Source organism: Parasphingomonas frigoris (assembly GCF_036663815.1).
Classification (GTDB): Bacteria; Pseudomonadota; Alphaproteobacteria; order Sphingomonadales; family Sphingomonadaceae; genus Sphingomonas.
Map to the genome: position 1 here is coordinate 543,532 of NZ_JAXOJQ010000001.1, position 17,190 is coordinate 560,721.

The following is a 17,190-nucleotide window of genomic DNA, read 5'->3' on the forward strand; positions in this document are numbered from 1 at the left end:
GGGCTCAGCGCGCGGGCTTGATCCAATGGCCCTCGCGGAACCATTTGGTGACGATATATTTGGTGCCGGCGACGACCGGCATCCCCTCGTGCAGCGTGTCGGTGTTGCGGCTGCCGTCGGGGTTCATGTTGTTCCAGGCGAGCAGCAGGCCTTTCTTGGGGGCGAAACGCATCCCGATCTGCGGGAACCACGTCGCGCCGCCGGCGGCGACATCGTTGAGGTAGATCATCGCGGTCCACGTCCGCTGGCCGCCGGTCTCGATCATTTGCGGCCAATAGGCCTGCTTTTCGTTGAAATAGTCGAAATGCGCGCGGAAATGCTGGCCGACCGCGTAGCGCTGGCCCTGCATCGTCTCGCCGTGGACGGGATCGATGCCGAGCAGGGCGGCGATCGCCTCGTCGGTTGGGCGGACCTCGGGCGACCAACGATCCATGTCGCAGCTTTCGCTGGTGCGGAAGTCCTGGATCTTCTCTTCCGCCAGCACGGTCGAGCGGCGCTTGTTGGCGTCGATTAGCGCGACGAGCTGGTCGCAGGTGGCGGCATCGAGGAACGCGGGATGCTGGTAGATTTGGACGCTGTCGACCTTCGCGCGCGTCACCGCGGGGTTCGCGTCGAGCCGTTCGGCGACGCTTTCGCCGAACTTGCGGCGGATCGGCGAGGTGCCGTTCGGTTTCCGAGCAAAGAGAGCCATCGCCGGCGACTTTGCCGCTGGCGCCCGAAAAGACAAGGGGCCCGCTTTCGCGGACCCCTCGCTTCGTCAGGGCAAACCGATCACCAAAAGATGTCGTACACCGTGTCGACAACCGAGCCGGTGCGGATATCGACCAGCAGCGCATCGTTATAATAGCGCACCCAGCGATACGGCCCATATGCCGGTGGAAGCCGATAATAATCGGCATCCTCGATCCAGTAATTCTGGTCGAACAGCACCGAGCTCAGCGAGAAGCCGATCGAAAAACGCCGATATCCGCCATTCCAGCCATACGGCGCATAGTAGCGCGGGAGATGATAGAGGTTGCGGTTCTGGTTGCGGTAGCCAGAATAATTGTAGCGATTGTCCCGCCGCCAGTCACGGCTCCAGCCTCGATTGTCCCGGCTGCGATTGTCCCAGTTGCGATTAGCGGAGTCGTTGCGGTTGCCGTAACCGCCATAATAACCGTGCGCGCCGTCGCGGCCGGCGTTGCCGCGATACGCATTGTCGCGCCCGTCGCCGAAGCGGTTGCCACCGTTGAAGCGCGGGTCGTCGCCGCGATTTCCCCGGTTGAAGTCGGGACGACCATCGCGCTGGCCCGGCACACCGTCGGGACGCGCGCCACGCGGGCCGCCGTTGAAATCCGGGCGGCCGTCCGGACGGCCATCGCCGCGGACCTGCTGCGGCGGCGGGACACCCGGCACCTGGCCGGGCTGGACCTGACCGGGCTGGACCTGACCGGGCTGGACTTGGCCGCGATAATCGCCGCGACCGCCAAAGTCGCGTCCGCCGCCACCCCGGCGGTCGGGTCGACCGCCGTCGTAGCGCTGCTGCTGCTGCTGCTGGACCTGCACCGGCGCTTGCGCCGGCGGCTGTTGTTGCGGCTGTGCTTGCGGGCGCTGCCACTGGGTGCGGCCCTCGGCGCCCGGCATCGGCCCGCGTTGCTGGCGGCCCTCCTGCTGGCCACGGCCCTGGCCATCACCGCGATGCGGCCGTTCGTTCGTGTCCTGCGCCATCGCCGCAGCGGGAATCAACGCAGAGGCCGCCATGATCGCGGCGAGCAAAGACTTGCGCATCGATACTTCCTTCAGTCTCGTTCGAACAGCATGCCCGACCGTTAGGGCAGCTATGGACGGGTGGCGATGAGCCGTGCCTGAATTCAGGTGACAGCTTCCCGAAAGCTTTTGCTCATTTCGGCGCGGTGAGCGCCGGGACTTCGCGGGCGGCGTCGGCCGACGTGACGCCCGGCGGGGGTGGCGCCTCGACCGTCTCTTCGCCGCGCTGGATCTTCGCCGCAAGCAGCACCGCCTCGATCAGCCGCGGATAGATGCCGCAGCGGCACAGGTTGGTCAGCGTCGCGCGCACCTCGTCCTCGCCGGGATTGCGATTCTTCTTGAGCAACACTGCGGTCGCCATGATCATGCCGGGGATACAAAAGCCGCATTGCGTGACCGAATTGGCGAGGAACGCCATCTGGACGGGATGCGTACGATCGCGCGACAGCCCCTCGATCGTCGTGACGTAGCTGCCTTCGATCGCGCCGATCGTGCGCTGGCATGATCGCACCGCCTCGCCATCGATATCGACGGTGCAGGCGCCGCAATCGCCGGTTCCGCAGCCATATTTGGTGCCGGTCAGGTTCGAGGCGTCGCGCAGCGCCCAGAGCAGGGGCGTCTGCGGATCCAATTTATACTGGACGGGCTGGTTGTTGACGGTGAAGCGCGTCACGCGTGTCGCTCGCGCGGAACCGCAGGGCAGGGGGCAGGCGTCTGGACCATGCGGCGACCATGCCCGTGCCCGACCCTGCCCGCAAGCGAGCACGCCGCCGCGAAACGCGCTGTTTCGCGCTGGGCGATTGTCGGGCCGCCGAACGGGGCCGATATGCACAGGCATGACGCTTCCCACACTGTTCATCCCGCACGGCGGCGGCCCCTGCTTCTTCATGGACCCGGCAGGGGGGCCGCCCGACCCGATGTGGCGCACGATGCAGGCCTATCTCGCCGGGCTGATCGATTCGCTGCCCGAGCGGCCGCGGGCGATCCTGCTGGTCTCGGGCCATTGGGAAACCCCCGAGCTTGCGATCAACACCGGCGACGGGCATCCGCTCGACTTCGATTATTTCGGCTTCCCGCCGCATACCTATCAACTCGACTGGCCGTCGCGCGGCAGTCCTGCAGTGGCGCAGCGGGCGAGTGCGCTGCTCGCTGCCGCGGGGATCGCGCATCATGGAGCGGACCGTGGCTGGGATCACGGGGTGTTCATCCCGATGATGGTCGCGGTGCCGGATGCCGACATCCCGCTCGTCCAGCTCTCGCTGCGCGCCGATCTCGACCCGGTCGCGCATATGGCGATCGGCGCCGCGCTTGCACCATTGCGCGACGAGGGCGTGCTGATCGTCGGGTCCGGCATGAGCTTCCACAATTTGCGCACGCGGGGGCCGCAGGCGACGCCGGTGGCGGACGAATGGGATGTCGCGCTGACCGAGGCGGTGACCGATCCCGACCCGATCGCGCGCGCCGCGCGGATTGCGGCGTGGCAGACGCTGCCGCACGCGCGCTTCGCGCATCCCGAGGCCGAACATCTGCTCCCGTTGATGGTCGCGCTCGGCGCTGGCGGGGCGGACACAGCGGTGTGCGATTACCGGGACGTCGTGCTGGGCTGGGTCGTCTCGGGCTATCGTTTCGGGTGAAAGGCGGGGGCGGCTCGGCGCCGCCCCATCACGTTCAGGCCGGCTTGGCGCCCGGCGTGCTGCACTTGGCGAACTTGCCATTGAGGCGGCACTTGGTCGCGGTCGGCTTCGCAGGCGGACACTTCATGAAGCGGCCTTTTGCGTCCTTGCACGGTGCTGCCAGGGCGGGGGTCGCGACGATCGACAGCGTCGCGGCGGCAAGCAGGATCTTCAACATCGGGATACTCCACGCGGTTACTACCTAACCTAGGTTAGAGCGGTAACGCGAGGACGCAAGCAGCACGGTCTAGGGCACTGACAAGCCCGGAGTTTCGACGGTGGGAAAGCGCTGCGACGCGCTCAGGCGCGCCAGCCGGTGTCGATCTTGTCGACCAGCCGCACCATCGCCGCGAAATCCGCCGCGCCCGCACCACCGGGAACCTGCGCCATGTGCAGATCGCGCTGATGGACCGCGACGACTTCGGGCGAGACTTCGAGCGGCGTGCCCATCGACAGCGTCGCGAGCTGGATCTCGCAGGCGCGCTGCAGCGACCAATGCTTGATGAACGCCTCGGGCAGCGTCTTGCCCATTACCAGGATGCCGTGGTTCTTGAGCAGCATGATGCGCTTGTTACCGAGATGTTCGAGCAGCCGCTCGCCTTCCTCGTCGCGCACCGTGACGCCCTCGAAATCATGATAGGCGATCTGCCCGGCGAAATTGCAGGCGTAGAAGTTGATCGGCCGCAGCCCGCCTTCGAGCGAACTGACCGCCATGCCCGCGGTGGTGTGCGTGTGCATGATGCAATGCGCGTCGGGCAGATGGCGATGGAACAGCGCATGCTGGACGAAGCCGGCGCGGTTGACCGGATAGGGATTGTCGTCGAGCTTGTTGCCGTCGATGTCGATCTTGACCAGGCTCGAGGCGGTAACCTCGCTGAAATGCAGCCCGAACGGGTTGATCAGGAAGGCGCCCTCTTCGCCGGGGATCTTCAGCGTGATGTGGTTGTAGATCATCTCCGACCAGCCGAGCATCGCGAACACGCGGTAGCAGGCGGCGAGCGTCTGGCGGGCCTCCCATTCGGCTTCGGACATCTGCGCGTGCTCGACGGCGGCGGTGGCCATGACGGACTCTCCTTAAGCGGCTCTTTTTTGTGACAGAGCTATCGCATGAGATTCGACGGATTGCCAGACCGGGCCGGGGCGGGGCATGGGTGCGCCATGCAAAGTCCCATCCCCACTTCGCCGCAATCCCGTGACGCCGCTGTCAAGGGCGTCCAAGCGCCAGGGCTGCAGGTATTCGTGTTCGCGCTATTCTTCATCTTCGGCGGCATCACCAGCCTGAACGACGTGATCATCCCCAAGCTGAAAGAGCTGTTCACGCTAACCTACACGCAGGCGATGCTCGTGCAGTTCTGCTTCTTCACTGCCTATCTTGTGATCGGAATTCCGGGGGCAGCGCTGGTCAAGCGGATTGGTTACATGCGCGGCGCGGTCGCGGGGCTTGTGACGATGTTGGTTGGCTGCCTGCTGTTCATTCCGGCGTCGAGCACAGCGACGTATGCGCTTTTCCTGTTCGCCCTGTTCATTCTGGCGTCGGGCGTGGTGCTGGTCCAGATCGTGGCCAATCCGCTGATCAGCCTGCTTGGCAAAGCCGAAACCGCATCCAGCCGGCTGACCTTCGCCCAGGCATTCAACTCGCTCGGCACGACGATCTTCCCGTATGCCGGCGCGATCATCATTTTGGGCAGTCTTTCTACGATTTCGGCGTCGGACTTATCCGGTGCGGCACTGGACGCATATCGGACGGCGGAGAGCGGCGCGATCGTTCGGGGGTATCTCGGTCTCGCGGTAGCGCTGGCTGTCGTCGCGGCTGCAGTCTGGCTGTTCCGCAAGCGGCTGCCGCATGACGCCAACGCTGCGAAAGACAAGCCCGTCGTCGCTACGCCGCGCTACGTCGCGGGTCTGGCTCTCGTCGCGCTCGGTGGGGTCGTCGCCGTGGAGGTACAGGCGTGGATCGGATTGGTCCTTATCCTGCTGGCGCCTGTAATCTGGTTGTACGGTAACGACCTGATGCAACGACCACGCTTTGCGCTCGGCGCGCTCTGCATCTTCCTCTATGTCGGCGCGGAAGTGTCGATCGGTTCGCTGATCGTGAACTATCTCAAGCTGCCTGGCGTGATGAACCTCGACACCACCAGCGCGGGTAAGATGATACCGCTCTACTGGGGCGGGGCGATGATCGGACGGTTTGTCGGGTCTGCGGTTTTGCGGGTCGTCAGCCCGGGCAAGGTCCTGGCGGGCGTCGCCGTCGGTGCGATCGCGCTCATCTTGATCTCGAGCTACACGACGGGGGCGGTCGCAGGTTACAGCCTGCTGACGGTCGGGTTGATGAACGCCATCATGTTCCCGACGATCTTCAGTCTTGCCTGTGAAGGTCTCGGCGCACGTGCGGCGGACGGATCGGGGATCATCAACGTCGCGATCTTCGGCGGTGCGGTGCTGCCCCTTGCCACCGGAACGCTGGCCGATGCGAGCGGAAGCCTGACGCTCGCGTTGCTTATTCCGGTGGCGTGCTATGTGGTGATCTGCGCGTTCGGCATCTACGCGGCGCGGCCGGCGCCCCAATACGCCGACGCCTGATTTCAGAAGCCCAGTGCTGCGGTCTCGGTTGAGGTGAAACCCGCCTCGGCCAAGATCGCGGCGCCATCGGAATCGCCCGCCATGCGCGGTGCGACGGTGGCACTGACCGAATAGCGCGGAGCGGGTGCAGGCTGCGTCACGCCGCCTGCGGTGACGAAGCTGGCGCGCGCGACGTTGTGCGGGTGCGCCACCGCTTCGTCAAAGTCGAGCACCGGCGCGATGCACGCCTCGTGCCCGACGAACGCGGCGACCCATTCGTCGCGACTGCGCCGCTTGAAACGCTGCGACAGTTCGCGCTTGAGCGACGGCCAGACGGGCGGCAGGAACTGCGCGTTCCATTCCGCGCCCTCCAACTCCATCACCGTCCGCAACGTGGCGTAGAATTGCGGTTCGATCGCACCGACGGCGATCCATTTGCCGTCGGCGGTCTCGTACGTGTCGTAAAAGGGCGCGCCGCCGTCGAGCAGGTTGGTGCCGCGCGCGTCGCTCCACTGGCCCATTGCGCGGAAGCCCCACATCATGCTGGCGAGCACGGCCGAACCTTCGGTCATCGCGCAATCGACGACCTGCCCGGTGCCGCTGACCTGCGCCTGGAGAATCGCGGCGAGCATGCCGAAAGCGAGCATCATCCCGCCGCCGCCGAAATCGGCGGCGAGGTTGATCGGAGCGGAGGGTTTGCGGTTCGCTTCGCCGAGCATGTGCAGCGTGCCCGAGATGGCGAGATAATCGATGTCGTGCCCGGCGGCCTGCGCGAGCGGGCCGGTCTGCCCCCAACCGGTCATCCGGCCGTAGACGAGCCGGGGATTGTCTTCGAGCAGCAGCCCGGGGCCGAGCCCGAGCCGCTCCATCACGCCCGGGCGATAGCCCTCGATCAGGCCGTCGCACGTTGCCGCCAGCCGCCGCACCGCCGCGACCGCGTGCGGTTGCTTGAGGTCAAGTGCGATCGTGCGGCGCGAGCGGAGGAGCGGGTCGCGCGTCGCATCGGTCAGGCCGGGCGGGCCGGGGCGTTCGACGCGGATCACCTCGGCCCCGTGATCGGCCAGCATCATCGCGCAGAACGGACCGGGACCGATCCCCGCCATTTCGAGGATGCGCAGGCCGGCGAGGGGCGGTGGTGCCATTCAAGCTCTCCCGATAAGAACCTCCCCCGGTCTGCGCCGGGGTGAGGGGAAACCTCCGATCGCTAGAACGCCGCAATCCCCGTGATCGCGCGCCCGAGGATCAGCGCGTGGACGTCGTGCGCGCCCTCATAGGTGTTGACCGTCTCGAGGTTCATCATGTGACGCATCACCTGATATTCGCCCGAAATGCCGTTGCCGCCATGCATGTCGCGGCTCATCCGCGCGATATCGAGCGCCTTGCCGACATTGTTGCGCTTGACGATCGAGATCATCTCGGGCGCGAACTTGCCGGCGTCCATCAGGCGACCGACACGGAGCGACGCCTGAAGCCCGAGCGCAATCTCGGTCTCCATGTCGGCGAGCTTCTTCTGGTAGAGCTGGCGACCGGCGAGCGGGGTGCCGAACTGGTTGCGGTCGAGCCCGTACTGGCGTGCGGCATGGAAGCAGAATTCGGCGGCGCCGAGCGCGCCCCAGCTGATCCCGTAGCGGGCGCGGTTGAGACAGCCGAACGGACCCTTCAGGCCCTGCACGTCGGGAAGCAAAGCGTCCTCGGACAGTTCGATCTCGTCCATCAGGATCATGCCGGTGATCGAGGCGCGCAAGCTGAGCTTGCCCTCGATCTTTGGGGTGGCGAGGCCCTTGGCACCCTTCTCGACGATAAAGCCGCGAATGCCATCGCCATGCGCTTCGGACTTCGCCCAAATGACGAACACATCGGCGATCGGGGAATTGGAGATCCAGGTCTTGGCGCCCGACAGCAGATAGCCGCCGTCGATCTTCTTCGCGCGCGTCGTCATGCTGCCGGGGTCGGAGCCGGCGTCGGGTTCGGTCAGGCCGAAGCAGCCGATCCATTCGCCGCTCGCGAGTTTGGGGAGATACTTCCGCTTCTGCGCTTCCGAGCCATAGGCGAAGATCGGGTACATGACGAGGCTCGACTGGACCGACATCATCGAGCGATAGCCCGAATCGACCCGCTCGACTTCGCGCGCGACGAGGCCGTAAGCGACGTACGACGCGCCGACGCCGCCATATTCCTCGGGTACGGTCGGGCCGAGCAGGCCTTGCGCGCCCATCTCTCGGAAAATCTCGGGATCGGTGGTTTCGTTCTGGAACGCGTCGATGATGCGCGGGGCGAGCTTGTCCTGCGCGTACGCGCGCGCAGAGTCGCGGATCATCCGCTCGTCATCTTCGAGCTGGTCGTCGAGGAAGAAGGGGTCAGCCCAATCGAAACGCGCCATGTCGGCCATTGTAGTTTCCTTCTGCACGTCGCCCCGGCGAAGGCCGGGGCCGCTGGAGTTTCGCGAACGCGGTGCCCCCAAACGCAGCGGCCCCGGCCTGCGCCGAGGCGACGGTTATTGATCCAAAATCCGGTCGTCGAACAAGCCGAACGCCAGTGTCGAGGCATAATATCCGATCGCGCGCTCGCGTGTCATCGTGTGCGCCCATTTGCGCATGTCGAACGCCGCATTCTGCATCGCCATCAGCGCCTGCGCCGCGATCAGCGGATCGACCGGGCGGATCGAACCTTCGGCGATGCCGTCGCTCATCGTGCCCGCGAAGCGGCGCGCGATACGGTTCGAACGGTCGACCATCTGCGTGCGCGATTCGCTCGGCAGGCCCGACAGCGCCGTCGTGCGCAGCAGGGGGCCGCGCTCGGAAAACTGGACGTCGAGCAAGGTCGCGATCGTCCCCGACAGCCGCTCCCAATGGCTCCCGCCGCGCTCATCGGCGAGCCGCTGCGCGTCGGCAACGGTATCGAGGCTGCGCTTGTAGCACGCGAGCACCAGATCGTCCTTGGCATCGAGATGATGGTAGAAGCTGCCCTTGGTGACGTTGAGCTCGGACGCGATCTTCTGCACCGAAGCCCCACGATAGCCGAGCTGGTTGATCAGCCGCGTCGCCGCCAGCAGAAATGCCTCGCGCCCGGGCTCGGGCTCGTCATGCGCGAGGTCGATCAGTTCGGGATCCCACGTCGCTTTCGGCCCGGCGATGCCGTGCGCGAACACGTCCATCAGCCGCTCCTCGACGCGGTCGTATTGGTCGGGATCGTAGCGTGTCAGCCAGATCGGCAGCCAGAAGGTGTTTTCGAGCAGCACATGCGCGCGCCCGCCATGGAGATCGGTCTGCGCGCGGTTGGCGGCGGGGCCCCACAGGCTGCGCGTCTTGCGGAACACCTCGCGCCAGCCTGCCATCAATTTGCCGAGCACCGGCTCTTCCATCGCGCGCAGATCGGACAGGATCGCGAAGGCGGTTTCCTCGCCGCGCTGGATGCGGGCAAGGCGCACCATGTTGAGCGACAGATATTTCGCGACGCGCGCTTGCGGCGTCGGCTCGAGCAGCGATTCGTCGAGCATCGCCAGCAGCTTTTCGAGCGTATACTCGAAGCAGGCGGCGGCGAGGTCTTCCTTGCGCTTGAAATAGTACGTGACGCTCGTCGTATTGAGCCCGACACGGCGCGCGACATCGGCGAAGGTCATGCCTTTCGCGCTCTGTTCGTTGATCGCTTCGGCCGCTGCGGCAAGGATCGCGTCGCGCTTGGCGCGGAAGCGCTTGGTGCTGGTGTCTGACTCCAGGCTGTCTTGGCTCGGAATGGTGTCGTTGGCCTCCATGCGGCAATCTGTAACATCATCTTTTAGAAGAAACAGTCCCTTTCGTGCGCGTGGGCAATGCGTGGCTTTTCCGCGCCAAAGACGCTTTACCGAAAACGCGGTACGGTATACCCAGCCTCCCAACGACCCGATTGGAGAGAGCAGATGGACTTCAGCTTCAGCGACCGCGAGATCTATTTCAGGGATCGCGTGAAGGGGTTCATCGACCAGCAGATTCGCCCGCGCCAGGCCGAATTTGACGAGCAGCACCACAGCGGCGAGCGCTGGAAGGTCATTCCGGTGATCGAGGAGATGAAGGAAAAGACCAAGGCCGCCGGCCTGTGGAATTTCTTCATGCCGCCGCATTCGGGGCAATCCCATGTCGACGATTCGTTCGTCTTCGAAGGCACCCAGCTGACCAACCTCGAATATGCGTTATGCGCCGAGGAGATGGGCAAGGTCGGCTGGGCGAGCGAATGCTTCAATTGTTCGGCACCCGATACCGGCAATATGGAGGTGCTTCACCGCTACGGCACGCTGGAACAGAAGGAGCGCTGGCTGCGCCCGCTGATGAACGGCGAGATCCGCTCGGCCTTCCTGATGACCGAGCCGGCGGTCGCTTCGTCCGACGCCACCAATATCGAAACCTCGATCGTGCGCGACGGCGACGACTATGTCATCAACGGGACGAAATGGTGGTCTTCGGGCGTCGGTGACCCGCGCTGCAAGATCGCCATCACGATGGGCAAAACCAACCCCGACGCCTCGCGCCACAGCCAGCAGAGCCAGATCCTCGTGCCGATGGATGCGCCCGGCGTGACGATCAAGCGGATGCTGTCGGTCTATGGCTACGACCATGCGCCGCACGGGCACGGGGAAGTCGTGCTCGAAAATGTCCGAGTTCCCGCCGAAAACATCCTGCTCGGCGAGGGCCGCGGGTTCGAGATCGCGCAAGGGCGCCTCGGGCCGGGCCGTATCCATCACTGCATGCGCACGATCGGCGTCGCCGAGACGGGCATCGAGGCGATGGCCAAGCGGCTGCTGACGCGCGTCGCGTTCGGCAAGCGGATCGCCGACCAGTCGGTGTGGGAGGAGCGGATCGCGCGTGCGCGGATCGACATCGAAATGACGCGGCTGCTCTGCCTCAAGGCCGCCGACATGATGGACAAGGCGGGCAACAAGTCGGCGCAGCAGGAGATCGCGATGATCAAGGTGCAGGCGCCCAACATGGCGCTCAAGATCCTTGACGATGCGATCCAGGCGCACGGCGGCGGCGGTGTGTCGGGCGATTTCGCGCTGGCGCATGATTGGGCCGCGATGCGGACGCTGCGCTTCGCCGATGGGCCCGACGAAGTGCACAACCGGGCGATCGCGCGAAACGAGTTCGGCAAGTACGCCGATCTGCCGGCGGCGGTTGCGGCGAAGGATGCCGTGCGGCGGTAACCTCGTCGCCCCGGCGCAGGCCGGGGCCGCTGGGTTATCGTGCCGACCAAGTGCCACAGAGCGCAACGGCCCCGGCCTTCGCCGGGGCGACGGAGTTGAGATGAAAGCAGCCATCCTCTACGCCCCCAACACCGAGTTGGCGATCGACGATGTCGCGATCTCCGATTTGGGCCCGCGGGAAGTGCTGATCCGCACCATGGCGTGCGGGGTGTGCCGCAGCGACCTGCACTTCGTCGACGGCGCCTTCCCGCATCCGATGCCGACCGTGCCGGGGCACGAGGCGGCGGGGATCGTCGAGGCGGTCGGCTCGGATGTAGCGCATCTCAAGGTCGGCGATCACGTCATCACCTTTTTCACCGTGTTCTGCGGCGCGTGCGAGATGTGCGTCACCGGGCGTCCGTCTCTGTGCGTCGATCCTTCGACGCGGCGGCCCAAAGGCGCTCCGCCGCGGTTGGCGCTGAACGACGGCACGCCGCTCGCGCCGTTCCTCAACCTGTCGGCGTTCGCCGAGATGATGCTGGTGCACGAAAACGCCTGCGTCGCGATCAGCAAGGAGATGCCGCTCGACCGCGCCGCACTGCTCGGCTGCGCCGTCATCACCGGCGCGGGGTCGATCTTCAACGACAGCCAGTTGCGCCCCGGCGAAAGCGTCGCGGTGATCGGTTGCGGCGGGATCGGGCTCGCCGCGATCAACGCCGCGAAGATTGCCGGCGCTGGGCAGATCATCGCGATCGACCCGGTCGCCGACAAGCGCGCGCTCGCCGAGAAGCTTGGCGCGACGCACATGCTCGATTCGAACGATGCCGATCTCGCCAAGAAGGTGTTCGGGCTGACCGGCGGCGGGGTGCATTATGCGATCGAGGCGGTCGGGCGGCCCAATACCGCTGAGCTCGCCTGGACGATCCTGAGGCGCGGCGGCACCGCGACGATCCTCGGCATGATCGCGCCGGGCAACGACGTGAAGATTCCGGGGCCGACCTTCCTGACGGGCAAGAAGCTGCAGGGCTCGCTGCTGGGCTCGACGCGCTTCCCTATCGATTTGCCGCGGCTGGTGCAGATGTATCTCGACGGCAAGCTCGACCTCGACACGATGGTCGCCGAGCGGATCAAGCTCGAGGACGTCAACCATGCGCTCGCAAACTTGCGCACCGGCGACACCGTGCGCTCCGTGATCGAGTTCTCGTGATGGACGATTTCGCGCCCCAGACGATCGCCGTTCCCGAGAAGGACCGGCTCGACGAAACCGCGCTGACGGCGTGGATGGTCGCCAATGTCGAGGGCTTCGTGGGGCCGCTAACCTACGCGAAGTTCGCCGGCGGGCAGTCGAACCCGACCTTCAAGATCGAGTCCCCCTCGGGCACCTATGTGCTGCGGCGCAAGCCGATGGGGGTGCTGCTGCCCTCGGCGCACGCGGTCGACCGGGAATATCGGGTGATTGCCGGGCTCTATCCGACGGGTTTTCCGGTCGCGCGGCCTTATGGGCTGTGCACCGATCCCGCGGTGATCGGTACCGATTTCTACGTGATGGGGTTCGCCGATGGGCGCAATCTGTGGGACGGTACCTTGCCCGACTACACGCCCGACCAACGTACCGGCGTCTACAACGCGATGTGCGACACGCTCGCGGCGTTGCACAATACGGACCATGTCGCGGCGGGGCTCGGGGAATACGGCCGGCCTGGCAATTATTTCGAGCGCCAGGTCGCGCGCTGGACCAAGCAGTATCGCGCGTCCGAGACCGAGCCTATGCCGCAAGTCGAACGGCTGATCGACTATCTCGGCCGCACCGTGCCCGAGCAGACCCGCACCTCGGTGGTGCATGGCGATTACCGCATCGACAACATGATCTTTCACAAGACCGAGCCGCGTGTGATCGCATTGCTCGACTGGGAATTGTCGACGCTCGGCGATCCGCTCGCGGATTTCTCCTATTTCCTGATGAGCTGGGTGACTGCGCCAGAGGGCCGGTCGGGCGTTCTTGGGCATACTGGGCCGGAAACTGGCATCCCGACGATCGAGGCAATGGTCGAGCGCTACTGCGCGGCGACGGGGCGTGACGGCGTGCCCGACCTCAACTGGTATTTCTCGTATAACCTCTTCCGGCTGACCGGGATCGTCCAGGGGATCAAGAAACGGATCGTCGAGGGGACTGCGTCGAGCGCGCAGGCGGAGAAATCGGCAGCGGGCGTGTACCGGCTGGCCGACGCGGCGTGGGATTTCGCGGTGAAGGCGGGGGCGTAGTTTCTTATTCCCCTCCCGCTTGCGGGAGGGGTTAGGGGAGGGAACTGGCGGAGCGCCTGCGGACAGGCCCTCCCCCAGCCCCTCCCGCAAGCGGGAGGGGAGCAAGAATGTCGCAATTCGATCTCACGGGCAAAGTCGCCATCGTTACCGGGTCCTCGCGCGGGATCGGCAAGGCGAGCGCGATCGAACTTGCCGAGCATGGCGCCAAGGTCGTCATCTCGAGCCGCAAGCAGGACGCGTGCGACGTGGTTGCAGCCGAACTCAACGCGCGCTTCGGCGACGGCACGGCGATCGCGGTTGCCGCCAACATCTCCGACAAAGCGGGGCTCCAGCACCTCGTCGACGCGACCCGCGCCGCGTTCGGGCAGATCGACGTGCTCGTCTGCAACGCAGCCTCGAACCCCTATTACGGCCCACAGGCGGGGATCGCCGACGAGCAGTTCCGCAAGATCCTCGACAACAATATCGTCTCGAACCACTGGCTGATTTCGATGGTAGCGCCCGAGATGCGCGAGCGGCGATCGGGCAGCATCATCATCGTCTCGTCGATCGGGGGCTTACGCGGATCGACCATGATCGGCGCCTATTGTATCTCGAAGGCTGCCGACATGCAGCTCGCGCGCAACCTCGCGCATGAATTCGGGCCCGACAATGTCCGCGTCAACTGCATCGCGCCCGGGCTGATCAAGACCGATTTCGCGCGCGCCTTGTGGGAGGATCCCGAGCGGATCGAGGCGGCGAACAAGACCGTGCCCTTGCGCCGGATCGGCGAGCCCGAGGAGATCGCTGGTGCAGTCGTGTTCCTCGCCAGCGCGGCGAGCAGCTTCATGACCGGGCAGACGATCGTGCTCGACGGCGGCGTGACGATTTAGGAGAAAACGACATGGCACGGTTCAGCGGAAAATCGATCATCGTCACCGGCGCGGGCTCGGGAATCGGGCGCGCGACAGCGTTGCTGTTCGCCAAGGACGGCGGCAGTGTGATCGTCGCCGACCAGAGCGACACGGTCCACGAAACTGCAGCGATGATCGACCGGACGGGCGGCGCGGCGCACGCCATCCAGATTGATGCGGGCAACGAGGACGACGTGATCCGCGCGGTCAACGTCGCGTGCGAATATTATGGCGGGCTCGACATCATGTTCGCCAATGCCGGCATCTCGGGCGGGATGGCGAACCTGTTCGATACCGATGTCGCACTGATCACCGAGGTGCTGCGCGTCAACCTGATCGGCCCGTTCCTCGCGATCAAGCACGCCGCGCCGAAGATCGCAGAACGCGGCGGCGGGGCGATCGTGCTCACCGCGAGCGTGGCGGGGATCCGCTCGGGTGCGGGTTCGCCGGCTTACTCGGCGTCGAAGGCGGGGGTGATCAATCTGGCGATGGTGTCCGCACAACAGCTGTCGGGATCGAACGTCCGCGTCAATGCGATCTGCCCCGGGCTGACCGAGACGGGGATGACCAAGCCGACCTTCGATTATGCGCGCGAGGCGGGCAAGACCGACCGGATCGGCCGGCTCAACCCGCTGCGCCGCGGTGCCCAGCCCGAGGAACTGGCCGAAGTCGCGGCCTTCCTTGCCTCGGACGCCGCGAGCTACGTCAACGGCCAGGCGATCGCGGTCGACGGGGGGCTGTCGAGCAGCCACCCCGTCACCAAGCAGGAGTATGGCCGAACCGCGGTCTGATCAGTCGAGCGATGCCAACGCCTTGGGTTCGTGGATCGGGCAGCCGTTGAACTTCGCGCGGAAGTCCGACGACATCTGGTAGGCGGACTGGCGCACGCGGTTGATCTGGCCGAGCGGCTGGTGCGCGGCGAGGCCAGTCCACACGCTGAAGCGCATCCCGTCGTCGATGGCCTTGGCGCGATCCCACGTCCAGCTCGACTGCGACGGCACGCGCAGCGTCGCGACGGTTACGTAGGGGCTCGCTGCCTCGTCCCATACCGCATCGGCCTTCTCGATCGGCATCGTCTCGAGATCGCGGCACAGCTGCACGCGCAGCTCCCACTCGGCGTCGCCGGTCGTCATCACCGCGGCAATCTCCTCGCGCAGCGCGTCGGGGCGATCCTTGGTGTCGACCTTCTGCTTGGTCACCGCGGTCAGGTTGGGCGAGACGGGGGCGAGCGAGAACTTGGCGATATAGTCGCCGAAGCGGAACGGCGTGGCGCTGTAATAGGTCTCGCCGAGCGGGTGGATGTTCGGTGCGCCGCCGAGCGTCTGGAGCGCGGGGCTCGGCAGACCGATCGCCTCGAGCGCAGCCTCGGTCCCGCGCAGCACCGCGGACAGCACCTTCTTCGCGCCCTCGGCCTTGTCGGTGGTCTTGGCGAGCAGCTTCAGATTGGCGAGGAACGGCTTGGCGTTCGGCGTGGCGAAGGCCGGGCCGTTGATCATCACGAAATCCTGCGTCGTCTCGCCTTCAGATCCGGGCAGACGCTCGCCAGCGACGTCGAGCAGCTTGATCGCCAGCCCGCGCGGCACCGAAATCGCGTCGTCGAGGATGTCCCCGGGGTTGGTCGAGAAGCGCATCACCGCGGGATGCGTCCCCGGCGTGGCGAAGGCACCCTGTGCGAGTTCCGCGGGCAAGCCGTCATGCACCGTCAGTTCGCCCTCGAGGATGCCGTGGCTCTTGGCGTGGACCGAGCGGACGGCATGGCCATAGTCCTGCGACGTCGTCTCGAGAATGTCGTGCAGCGCTGCGTTCAGGCCCTGCGAGGTTTCGGTCTCGTCTTCGGTTTTCTTTTCGACCGCAGGCGAAAAACGGACGGGGGGCTTGATCGGGTCGGACATGGCACTCTCCACACTGCAGGATTGCGGGGAGAACCGACCGCGCGGCGGCCTGTTCCGTCGGCTATGCGCGCAGCCGGATCAACCCCTCCTGCGCCACGCTCGCGACGAGCCTCCCGTCGCGCGCGAAGATCTTGCCGCGATTGAAGCCGCGCGCATGGCCCGCCCACGGGCTGTCGCAGACATAGAGCAGCCACTCGTCGGCGCGGAAATCCTCGTGCAGCCAGAGCGCATGGTCGAGGCTGGCGGTCTGGAGGTTGTGCGTCATCCAGTTGACGCCGTGCGCCAGCGTCGCGGTGCCGAGCAGCGACATGTCGGACGCATAGGCCAGAATCGCGCGGTGCAGCGCGGGATCGTCACCGATCGGCGCGACGACGCGGAACCAGCTGTTCTGGCGGGGTTCCTGCTCGACCGGGTCGAGCCAGCTGCGGGGACTAACCGGGCGGATGTCGACCATGCGCGGGCGCAGGAACATCGCGCGGAATTTCTCGGGGATGCGACCGATCATCGCGAGGCGCAAGTCGCGGTCGCTCTTGAGGTCCTCGGGCGGCGGCACGTCGGGCATCGCGTCCTGATGCGCGAGGCCGCCCTCGGGGACTTGCAGCGAGCAGGCCAGGTTGAGGATCGGCACGCCGCGCTGCGTGGCGATGACGCGGCGCGTGGCGAAGCTCTTGCCGTCGAAATCCCGCACGACGCGGTAGAGGATCGGGTGGCTCTCGTCGCCCGCCCGCATGAAATAGGCATGGAGCGAATGCGCCTGCTTGGGGGCATCGGTCGATCGTTGTGCGGCCTGCAACGCCTGCGCGATGACCTGCCCGCCGAACACGCGGCCGAAGCCGTCGGTGCCGCGGATGCCGCGATAGAGATCGGTGTCGATTTCCTCGACGTCGAGCAGGTCGACGAGGTTTTGCGCGAGGTGGGCGGGAGTGGGTTGGGTGTCTGTCATCGCATCCTTCTTCTCCCTCTCCTCTCCGGGGAGAGGGTCGGGGAGAGGGGCTGTATCGCAAAATGCCGTT

17 protein-coding genes are annotated in these 17,190 nt (G+C 65.9%); 7 read left to right on the top strand and 10 right to left on the bottom strand.

What is annotated here, in order from left to right; all coding sequences use genetic code 11:
* Positions 1–4 precede the first annotated feature (4 nt).
* The 3 genes from U1872_RS02560 to U1872_RS02570 all read right to left on the bottom strand — a co-directional run bounded on the left by U1872_RS02560 (position 5) and on the right by U1872_RS02570 (position 2,419).
* A complete protein-coding gene (locus U1872_RS02560; protein WP_332791294.1) occupies positions 5–691 on the bottom strand; it encodes a prolyl hydroxylase family protein in 687 nt (228 codons plus the stop codon).
* 80 nt (positions 692–771) lie between these two features.
* Positions 772–1,767: an RcnB family protein gene (locus U1872_RS02565; RefSeq protein WP_332791295.1), complete on the bottom strand. Its 996-nt coding sequence runs from the start codon at positions 1,765–1,767 to the stop codon at positions 772–774.
* 112 nt (positions 1,768–1,879) lie between these two features.
* Positions 1,880–2,419, bottom strand: a complete 540-nt coding sequence (locus U1872_RS02570; protein WP_332791296.1) for a (2Fe-2S)-binding protein — start codon at positions 2,417–2,419, stop codon at positions 1,880–1,882.
* 163 nt (positions 2,420–2,582) lie between these two features.
* On the opposite strand from U1872_RS02570, the gene U1872_RS02575 reads away from it, so the two are divergent.
* Complete coding sequence (locus tag U1872_RS02575; RefSeq protein WP_332791297.1) at positions 2,583–3,380, top strand: DODA-type extradiol aromatic ring-opening family dioxygenase; 798 nt, start codon at positions 2,583–2,585, stop codon at positions 3,378–3,380.
* A 34-nt stretch (positions 3,381–3,414) separates the two neighbouring features.
* Here U1872_RS02575 and U1872_RS02580 read toward each other — a convergent pair whose 3' ends face one another.
* Positions 3,415–3,597: a hypothetical protein gene (locus tag U1872_RS02580; protein ID WP_332791298.1), complete on the bottom strand. Its 183-nt coding sequence runs from the start codon at positions 3,595–3,597 to the stop codon at positions 3,415–3,417.
* A 122-nt stretch (positions 3,598–3,719) separates the two neighbouring features.
* Positions 3,720–4,481 carry a class II aldolase/adducin family protein gene (locus U1872_RS02585; RefSeq protein ID WP_332791299.1) on the bottom strand — a complete coding sequence of 254 codons (762 nt, stop codon included), beginning with the start codon at positions 4,479–4,481 and terminating at the stop codon, positions 3,720–3,722.
* A gap of 96 nt (positions 4,482–4,577) precedes the next feature.
* Here U1872_RS02585 and U1872_RS02590 point away from each other — a divergent pair, with 96 nt between their 5' ends.
* Complete coding sequence (locus U1872_RS02590; protein WP_332791300.1) at positions 4,578–5,999, top strand: sugar MFS transporter; 1,422 nt, start codon at positions 4,578–4,580, stop codon at positions 5,997–5,999.
* 2 nt (positions 6,000–6,001) lie between these two features.
* On the opposite strand, the gene U1872_RS02595 is transcribed toward U1872_RS02590, so the two are convergent.
* The 3 genes from U1872_RS02595 to U1872_RS02605 form a co-directional block, all read right to left on the bottom strand.
* Entirely contained in the window at positions 6,002–7,120 is a 1,119-nt protein-coding gene (locus tag U1872_RS02595; RefSeq protein WP_332791301.1) for a CaiB/BaiF CoA transferase family protein, read from the bottom strand.
* Positions 7,121–7,182: 62 nt separating this feature from the next.
* Positions 7,183–8,367, bottom strand: coding sequence for an acyl-CoA dehydrogenase (locus tag U1872_RS02600; protein ID WP_332791302.1), 1,185 nt, complete (start codon positions 8,365–8,367; stop codon positions 7,183–7,185).
* 105 nt (positions 8,368–8,472) lie between these two features.
* On the bottom strand, positions 8,473–9,729 hold the full coding sequence (locus U1872_RS02605) for a TetR/AcrR family transcriptional regulator (protein WP_332791303.1): 1,257 nt from the start codon (positions 9,727–9,729) through the stop codon (positions 8,473–8,475).
* 144 nt (positions 9,730–9,873) lie between these two features.
* Between U1872_RS02605 and U1872_RS02610 the strand changes: the two genes are divergently transcribed.
* From U1872_RS02610 to U1872_RS02630, 5 genes are all read left to right on the top strand, one after another.
* The gene (locus U1872_RS02610) at positions 9,874–11,151 is read left to right on the top strand and encodes an acyl-CoA dehydrogenase family protein (protein WP_332791304.1); all 1,278 of its coding nucleotides are present in this window, start codon (positions 9,874–9,876) and stop codon (positions 11,149–11,151) included.
* 100 nt (positions 11,152–11,251) lie between these two features.
* A complete protein-coding gene (locus tag U1872_RS02615; RefSeq protein ID WP_332791305.1) occupies positions 11,252–12,337 on the top strand; it encodes a Zn-dependent alcohol dehydrogenase in 1,086 nt (361 codons plus the stop codon).
* Positions 12,337–13,392 (top strand): phosphotransferase family protein, encoded by a 1,056-nt coding sequence (locus U1872_RS02620; protein ID WP_332791306.1) that lies wholly within the window; start codon positions 12,337–12,339, stop codon positions 13,390–13,392. The genes U1872_RS02615 and U1872_RS02620 overlap by 1 nt, the downstream gene beginning before the upstream one ends.
* A gap of 107 nt (positions 13,393–13,499) precedes the next feature.
* Positions 13,500–14,264: an SDR family NAD(P)-dependent oxidoreductase gene (locus U1872_RS02625; RefSeq protein ID WP_332791307.1), complete on the top strand. Its 765-nt coding sequence runs from the start codon at positions 13,500–13,502 to the stop codon at positions 14,262–14,264.
* 11 nt (positions 14,265–14,275) lie between these two features.
* A complete protein-coding gene (locus tag U1872_RS02630; protein ID WP_332791308.1) occupies positions 14,276–15,076 on the top strand; it encodes an SDR family NAD(P)-dependent oxidoreductase in 801 nt (266 codons plus the stop codon).
* Here the strand turns inward: U1872_RS02630 and U1872_RS02635 are convergent, their stop codons facing one another.
* On the bottom strand, positions 15,077–16,177 hold the full coding sequence (locus U1872_RS02635; RefSeq protein ID WP_332791309.1) for a catalase family protein: 1,101 nt from the start codon (positions 16,175–16,177) through the stop codon (positions 15,077–15,079).
* A gap of 61 nt (positions 16,178–16,238) precedes the next feature.
* Entirely contained in the window at positions 16,239–17,120 is an 882-nt protein-coding gene (locus U1872_RS02640) for an acyl-CoA thioesterase (RefSeq protein ID WP_332791310.1), read from the bottom strand.
* Between the last annotated feature and the right edge of the window lie 70 nt (positions 17,121–17,190).

Bases quoted from the DNA above. Each gene is read 5' to 3' on its own strand.
- U1872_RS02560 (WP_332791294.1), bottom strand. From the start codon at position 691: ATGGCTCTCTTTGCTCGGAAACCGAACGGCACCTCGCCGATCCGCCGC.
- U1872_RS02565 (WP_332791295.1), bottom strand. From the start codon at position 1,767: ATGCGCAAGTCTTTGCTCGCCGCGATCATGGCGGCCTCTGCGTTGATT.
- U1872_RS02575 (WP_332791297.1), top strand. From the start codon at position 2,583: ATGACGCTTCCCACACTGTTCATCCCGCACGGCGGCGGCCCCTGCTTC.
- U1872_RS02580 (WP_332791298.1), bottom strand. From the start codon at position 3,597: ATGTTGAAGATCCTGCTTGCCGCCGCGACGCTGTCGATCGTCGCGACC.
- U1872_RS02585 (WP_332791299.1), bottom strand. From the start codon at position 4,481: ATGGCCACCGCCGCCGTCGAGCACGCGCAGATGTCCGAAGCCGAATGG.
- U1872_RS02590 (WP_332791300.1), top strand. From the start codon at position 4,578: ATGCAAAGTCCCATCCCCACTTCGCCGCAATCCCGTGACGCCGCTGTC.
- U1872_RS02595 (WP_332791301.1), bottom strand. From the start codon at position 7,120: ATGGCACCACCGCCCCTCGCCGGCCTGCGCATCCTCGAAATGGCGGGG.
- U1872_RS02600 (WP_332791302.1), bottom strand. From the start codon at position 8,367: ATGGCCGACATGGCGCGTTTCGATTGGGCTGACCCCTTCTTCCTCGAC.
- U1872_RS02605 (WP_332791303.1), bottom strand. From the start codon at position 9,729: ATGGAGGCCAACGACACCATTCCGAGCCAAGACAGCCTGGAGTCAGAC.
- U1872_RS02610 (WP_332791304.1), top strand. From the start codon at position 9,874: ATGGACTTCAGCTTCAGCGACCGCGAGATCTATTTCAGGGATCGCGTG.
- U1872_RS02615 (WP_332791305.1), top strand. From the start codon at position 11,252: ATGAAAGCAGCCATCCTCTACGCCCCCAACACCGAGTTGGCGATCGAC.
- U1872_RS02620 (WP_332791306.1), top strand. From the start codon at position 12,337: ATGGACGATTTCGCGCCCCAGACGATCGCCGTTCCCGAGAAGGACCGG.
- U1872_RS02625 (WP_332791307.1), top strand. From the start codon at position 13,500: ATGTCGCAATTCGATCTCACGGGCAAAGTCGCCATCGTTACCGGGTCC.
- U1872_RS02630 (WP_332791308.1), top strand. From the start codon at position 14,276: ATGGCACGGTTCAGCGGAAAATCGATCATCGTCACCGGCGCGGGCTCG.
- U1872_RS02635 (WP_332791309.1), bottom strand. From the start codon at position 16,177: ATGTCCGACCCGATCAAGCCCCCCGTCCGTTTTTCGCCTGCGGTCGAA.
- U1872_RS02640 (WP_332791310.1), bottom strand. From the start codon at position 17,120: ATGACAGACACCCAACCCACTCCCGCCCACCTCGCGCAAAACCTCGTC.